General features: G+C 75.6%; 6 protein-coding genes. All 6 read left to right on the top strand.

Translation table 11 applies throughout. The features are described 5' to 3' along the window. The first annotated feature begins 48 nt into the window (after positions 1-48). The 6 genes from rsmA to ATM99_RS09525 all read left to right on the top strand — a co-directional run bounded on the left by rsmA (position 49) and on the right by ATM99_RS09525 (position 6,226). The gene (gene rsmA / locus ATM99_RS09550) at positions 49-1,002 is read left to right on the top strand and encodes a 16S rRNA (adenine(1518)-N(6)/adenine(1519)-N(6))-dimethyltransferase RsmA (RefSeq protein WP_062102697.1); all 954 of its coding nucleotides are present in this window, start codon (positions 49-51) and stop codon (positions 1,000-1,002) included. Next, positions 999-1,931: a 4-(cytidine 5'-diphospho)-2-C-methyl-D-erythritol kinase gene (locus ATM99_RS09545; RefSeq protein WP_062102696.1), complete on the top strand. Its 933-nt coding sequence runs from the start codon at positions 999-1,001 to the stop codon at positions 1,929-1,931. The genes rsmA and ATM99_RS09545 overlap by 4 nt, the downstream gene beginning before the upstream one ends. Beyond that, complete coding sequence (locus tag ATM99_RS09540; RefSeq protein ID WP_223304943.1) at positions 1,928-3,388, top strand: sensor histidine kinase; 1,461 nt, start codon at positions 1,928-1,930, stop codon at positions 3,386-3,388. Before ATM99_RS09545 ends, ATM99_RS09540 begins: the two co-directional genes overlap by 4 nt. After that, the gene (locus tag ATM99_RS09535) at positions 3,385-4,044 is read left to right on the top strand and encodes a response regulator transcription factor (RefSeq protein WP_062102695.1); all 660 of its coding nucleotides are present in this window, start codon (positions 3,385-3,387) and stop codon (positions 4,042-4,044) included. Before ATM99_RS09540 ends, ATM99_RS09535 begins: the two co-directional genes overlap by 4 nt. A gap of 155 nt (positions 4,045-4,199) precedes the next feature. Next, positions 4,200-5,117, top strand: coding sequence for an ABC transporter ATP-binding protein (locus ATM99_RS09530; protein ID WP_062102700.1), 918 nt, complete (start codon positions 4,200-4,202; stop codon positions 5,115-5,117). After that, on the top strand, positions 5,114-6,226 hold the full coding sequence (locus ATM99_RS09525; RefSeq protein ID WP_062102694.1) for an ABC transporter permease: 1,113 nt from the start codon (positions 5,114-5,116) through the stop codon (positions 6,224-6,226). Before ATM99_RS09530 ends, ATM99_RS09525 begins: the two co-directional genes overlap by 4 nt. Positions 6,227-6,333 lie beyond the last annotated feature (107 nt).

Here is a 6,333-nt window from a genome sequence, read left to right as displayed (position 1 = left end):
ACGGGCGGCGCACGGGGCACGGGCCGGTGGTCGTTAGGCTCGGGGGTCATGTCGGCGATCACCCTGCTCGGGCCCGCGGAGATCCGCGCGCTCGCGCAGCGCGCGGGCGTGCGGCCCACCAAGACCCTGGGCCAGAACTTCCTGCTCGACGCGGGCACGGTCCGCAAGATCGTGCGCCAGGCCGACGTGCGCGACGGTGAGCGGGTCGTCGAGGTCGGCCCCGGGCTCGGGTCCCTGACCCTCGGGCTCCTCGAGGCGGGCGCCGACGTCGTCGCGGTCGAGATCGACCCCGTGCTCGCGACGCTGCTGCCCGAGACCGTCGCGGCCCACGTGCCCGGGCTGACGATCGGGCCGACGACCGAGGACGAGGTGTCGCGCACGGTCGTGCTGCGCGACGACGCGGGCCGTGCGCGACTGACCGTCGTGACGCAGGACGCGCTGACGGTCACGGCGCTGCCGGGTGACGCGCCGACCGCGCTCGTGGCGAACCTGCCGTACAACGTGTCGGTGCCGGTGCTGCTGACGTTCCTCGAGCGGTTCGGCTCGCTCGAGCGGGGGCTGGTCATGGTGCAGGCCGAGGTCGCCGACCGCCTCGCCGCACCGCCGGGCAGCCGCACGTACGGCGTCCCGTCGGTCAAGGCGGCCTGGTACGCCGCGGCCCGGCGCACCGCGACCGTCGGGCGGGCCGTGTTCTGGCCCGCGCCGAACGTCGACTCGGCGCTCGTGCGGCTCGACCGCCGCGAGCCGCCCACGACGGGCGTCGCACGCACCGACGTGTTCGCGGTCGTGGACGCCGCGTTCGCGCAGCGCCGCAAGATGCTCCGCTCGGCGCTGGCCGTCCTGGCGGGGTCGTCGGCGGCGGCCGAGCAGGCCGTGCGTGCGGCCGGGCTCGACCCGCAGGCGCGTGGCGAGCAGGTCGACGTCGCGGGCTTCGCGCGCATCACCGAGGCGCTGGCCCTCGCGCGGCCCGCGGCGCCCGGACCTGGCACAGTGGCACCGTGACCCTCACCCCCGTCGACGACCTCCCCGAGCGCGCCGTGCGCGTGCGGGCGCCCGGCAAGGTGAACCTGTCGCTGCGCGTCGGGGCGCGCCAGCCCGACGGCTACCACCCGGTCGCGACCGTGTTCCAGGCCGTGTCGGTGTACGAGGAGGTCGTCGCGACGGCGGCCGACGCCTTCACGGTGACCGCGAGCGGCCCGCAGGCCGAGCTCGTGCCGACCGACGGGTCGAACCTCGCGCTGCGCGCCGCGCGTGCGGTCGCCGAGCGCGCGGGCGTCGACGAGGGCGTGCACCTGCACCTGGTCAAGGGCGTGCCGGTCGCGGGCGGCATGGCGGGCGGGTCGGCCGACGCGGCGGCCGCGCTCGTCGCGTGCGACGCGCTGTGGAGCACCGGCCTGTCGCGCGACGACCTGCTCGAGCTCGCGGCCGGCCTGGGGTCGGACGTGCCGTTCTCGCTCGTGGGGCACACCGCGGTCGGCCAGGGGCGCGGCCACCTGCTGACGCCCGCGCTGAGCCGCGGCGAGTTCCACTGGGCGTTCGCGGTGCAGGACCGCGGCCTGTCGACCGGGGCCGTGTACGCGGCGTTCGACGACCTGCACGCGGGTGCGCAGGACCTCGACGACCAGGACGTGCCGCTCATGCAGGCGCTGCTCGCGGGCGACGCCGCCGCGCTGGGCCAGGCGCTGCACAACGACCTCGAGGCCGCGGCGCTCGAGCTCGACCCGGGGCTGGCCGAGCCGCTCGCGATCGCGACGGACGCCGGGGCGCTGGGCGTCGTGGTGTCCGGCTCGGGCCCCACGGTCGCCGCCCTGGCGCGCAGCCGCCAGCACGCGCTGGCGCTCGCCGCGGCGTTCACGGCCTCGGGCGTCGCCGACCGCGTCCTGACGGCGACGGGCCCCGTGGCGGGTGCGCGCGTCGTGGCGGGCGAGTGAGCGGCACCCTCGGTGCGGACCCGGTCGTGACGCGCGAGCCGGGCGGCGCGCTCGCCGTCGTGCCCGCGTCGCGTCCGCCCGCGGTCCTCGCGTCCGCGCCGCCGACCGACCCCGACGTGCCGGGCTGGGTGCGCGGTGCGCCCGACGCCGACGCGGCGCGGTGGGACCTCGTCATGGCGGTCGTGCTGTTCCTCGGCTCGCTGCTCTCGATGGTGCTGTTCCGGGTCGCGGGCGCGTACGAGGACGTCGCGGAGGGGTGGGTCGCGGCGCTGCTGCTGGCCACGACGACGCTGCCGCTCGCCGTGCGGCGCCGCTGGCCGAGCGCCGTGCTGCTGGCCGTCGCGACGTCGTTCATCGTGGGCCAGGCGCTCACGGTGCCCGAGACGCTGCTGTCGAACATCGCGCTGTTCTGCGCGATGTACACGGTCGGGGCGTGGGAGACGCACCGCCGGCGCGCCGTGCTCGTGCGCGCGGTCGTGGTGGTCGCGATGTTCACGTGGCTGATGGTGGCGCTGTTCATCGCCGCGACCGACCCCGAGCTGTCGGAGCAGATGCCCGACCAGGTCGGCGTCTTCTCGCCCTTCGTGTCGTTCACGCTGCTGCAGCTGCTGACCAACGCCCTGTACTTCGCGGGCGCCTGGTGGTTCGGCGAGCACTCGTGGCGCTCGGCGCGCGACCGTGCCCGCACGCAGTGGCGTACGCACCTGCTCGTGCTGGAGCGGCGTCGTGGCGAGGAGCAGGCGGTCGCGCTCGAGCGGCTGCGGCTCGCGCGCGAGCTGCACGACGCGGTGGCCCACCACGTGTCCCTCATGGGCGTGCAGGCCGCGGCCGCGCGCACGGTGCTGACCTCGGACCCCGAGCGGGCCACCGCCGCGCTCGGGCACGTCGAGGACGCCGCGCGCGACGCCGTGCGCGAGCTGCACGGCATCCTCGGCATGCTGCGCGACAGCGGCGCGCCGGAGCCCGTGACGGACGGCGTGGGCGACGGCCTCGGCTCGGGCGAGGCGCTCGCGTCGCTCGACGTCGCGCGCGTGCCGGAGCTCGTCGGACGTGCGCGCGAGGCGGGCCTGGCGGTGACGTTCCAGGAGATCGGCGAGCGTCGGCGGCTGCGGCCGATCGCGTCCCTCAACCTGTACCGGATCGCGCAGGAGGCGCTGACGAACACGCGCAAGCACGCCGGTGAGGGCGTGCGTGCGGACGTGCGGCTGCGCTGGCTCGCGGACGAGGTCGAGCTCGAGGTGTCGGACGACGGCGGCACCGGCCGACGGCTGCGCGCCGTGCCGTCCACCGGCATGGGACTGGTGGGGATGCGCGAGCGGGTGGCGGCCGACGGTGGCACGTTCGAGGCCGTGCGCCGCCGCAGCGGCGGGTTCGTGGTGCGCGTACGGCTGCCGCTGGGCACGCAGGACGGCGTCGCGGTGGCCGCGACGCCGACGACGACGGAGGACGACGCATGACGGGACCCGTGCGGGTCGTGCTGGTGGACGACCAGGCGCTGCTGCGCGCCGGGATCGGGACGATCCTGTCCGCGCACCCCGGGATCGAGGTGGTCGGCGAGGCCGGCACCGGTGCCGAGGCGGTCGACCTGGTGCGGGCCACGCGCCCCGACGTCGTGTGCATGGACGTGCAGATGCCCGACATGGACGGGCTCGAGGCCACGCGTCGGCTGGTCGCCGACCCCGACGTGCTCGCGGCTGTCGTGATCCTGACGACGTTCAACCGCGAGGACTACCTCGTCGAGGCGCTGCGCGCCGGTGCCGTCGGGTACCTGCTGAAGACCTCGCGCCCCGAGCAGCTCACCGACGCGGTGCTGCGGGCCGCCGCGGGCGAGGGGCTGCTGGCGCCCGAGGTGACGCGCGCCGTGATCGCGCGGGCCGTGCAGGACCGCCCGGCCACGCGCCCCGCGCCCGAGCAGGTCGTCCCGCTGACCGAGCGCGAGGGCGAGGTGCTGGTGCTCGTCGCCCGGGGGCTGAACAACGACGAGATCGCCGCCGAGCTCGTCGTGAGCCGCGCCACCGTCAAGACCCACGTGTCGAACCTGCTGGCCAAGCTGGGGCTGCGGGACCGCGTGCAGGCCGTCGTCTACGCGCACGAGCACGGTCTCGCGGGCTGACGCCCGCTCGCCCGCACGTCCCGGCCCGCCCCCTCTCCGTCCCGGGACGGAGACGCAGGATCGGCCGGCCGCCCGAGGTGCCCGGACCCCGGCTGCGCCTAGCGTCGTCGCAGGACGTCCGGGAGGTGCCGGACGCGAGGACGCAGGGAGGCACGATGCTCGAGCTGCACGGGATCAGCCGGTCGTTCGGCGACCGGCTCGTGCTCGACGACGTGAGCTTCACGGTCGGGCGCGGGCGGCTCACGGGGTTCGTGGGCGGCAACGGGGCCGGCAAGACGACGACGATGCGCATCATCCTCGGGGTGCTCGCGCCGCACGGCGGCACGGTGACCGTCGACGGCGTGCCGTTGGACGGCGCCCAGCGCTCCCGCTTCGGCTACATGCCGGAGGAGCGGGGGCTCTACCCCAAGATGCAGCTCGTCGAGCACCTGACGTACCTGGCGCGCCTGCACGGCTTCGACAAGGCGGGGGCGTCGGACCGCGCGCACGCGCTGGTCGAGCGGCTCGGGCTCGCCGAGCGCGCCAAGGACCCGGTCGAGAGCCTGTCGCTGGGCAACCAGCAGCGGGCGCAGGTCGCGGCGGCGCTCGTGCACGACCCGGACGTCCTCGTGCTCGACGAGCCGTTCTCGGGTCTGGACCCGATGGCTGTCGACGTCGTGCAGGGCGTCCTCGCCGAACGGGCCGCGCAGGGTGTGCCGGTGCTGTTCTCCTCACACCAGCTCGACGTCGTCGAGCGGCTGTGCGACGACCTGGTCATCATCGCCGGCGGGCGGGTGCGCGCCGCGGGCGGACGTGAGGAGCTGCGCGCGCAGCACGGCACGGCCCGGCACGAGATCGTCGCGGACGGCGACGTCGCGTGGCTGCGCGACGTGCCCGGTGTCCGGGTCGACGAGCTCGCCGCCGCGACCGCGGTGTTCCAGGCCGACGACGACACCGCGCAGCACGTGCTGCGCACCGCGCTCGCCCGCGGCCCGGTGCACGCGTTCACGCCGCTGCGCCCGTCCCTCGCCGAGATCTTCCGGGACGTCGTCACCGACGCGCCCGAGCCCGACCTGCAGGAGGCGGCCCGATGAGCACCACCACCAGCCCCGCCCGTCCCTCGCTGGCCCGTGCCACGCTGCTCGTCGCCGAGCGCGAGATCACGTCGCAGGTCCGTTCGAAGTCGTTCGTCATCTCCACGGCCGTCCTGCTGGTCGGGATCCTGGCGGCCATCGTGGTGAGCTCGTTCCTCTCGGGCCGGCAGGGCGACGACGTGCCCGTCGCGGTCGTGACGTCGGTCGTGGGCGAGGTCCCGACGACCGAGGGGCTCGCGGTCACCGACGTGGCCGACCGCGCGGCCGCCGAGCGCGCCGTGCGCGACGGCGACGTCGACGCCGCCGTCGTCCCGGCCGACGGCCCGCTCGGGGTCGAGGTGCTCGCGATGCAGTCGGCCCCGGCGGCGCTCATGGAGGCGCTCACGCAGCAGCCGGACGTCGAGCTGCTCGACCCGTCCGCCGCCGAGGGTGCCGTCCGCTACGCGGTGACGTTCGGCTTCGGCCTGGTCTTCATGATGTCGGCGATCGGCTTCGGTTCGACGATCGCGCAGAACACGGTCACCGAGAAGCAGACCCGGATCGTCGAGATCCTGCTGTCCGCGGTCCCCGCGCGTGCGCTGCTCGCCGGCAAGATCCTGGGCAACTCGGCGCTCGCGCTGGGCCAGACGGCCGCGATCGCGGCGGTGTCGGTGCTCGCTCTGGTCGTCACGGGGCAGGACGACGTGCTGACGCTCGTCGGCATGCCCCTCGTGTGGTTCGTCGTGTTCTTCGGGGTGGGGTTCGTGCTGCTCGCGGCGCTGTTCGCGGCGAGCGCGTCGCTCGTGTCGCGGATCGAGGACACGGGTGTCGTGCTGCAGCCGGCGATGTGGCTCGTGATGGCGCCGTACTTCCTCGTGGTGTTCTTCAACGACAACCCGACCGTCATGACCGTGATGTCGTACGTGCCGTTCAGCGCGCCGGTGGGCATGCCCGTCCGCCTGTTCCTCGGCGACGCGGCGTGGTGGGAGCCGCTGGTGTCGCTCGTGCTGCTCGCGGCGTCGTGCGTCGCCGTGATCGGGGTCGCGGCCCGGATCTACGAGCGCTCGGTCCTGCGGATGGGGGCGCGCGTGCGCGTGCGCGAGGTGCTCGCGGGGCGCGACGCGGCCTGACGCGTCCGCGCCGGCGACGGGCGCCGGACCACCGACGAGCGGTGCTCGTGCGGCGGCCCGGCGCCCCGGCCGTGCCACGGCGTCCGCGCCTGCGGTCCGGACGGCCG

Source organism: Cellulomonas sp. B6 (genome assembly GCF_001462455.1).
Taxonomy (GTDB): Bacteria; Actinomycetota; Actinomycetes; order Actinomycetales; family Cellulomonadaceae; genus Cellulomonas.
The sequence above is the reverse complement of the archived record's forward strand: the minus strand, read 5'-3'. Positions and strand labels throughout refer to the sequence as shown.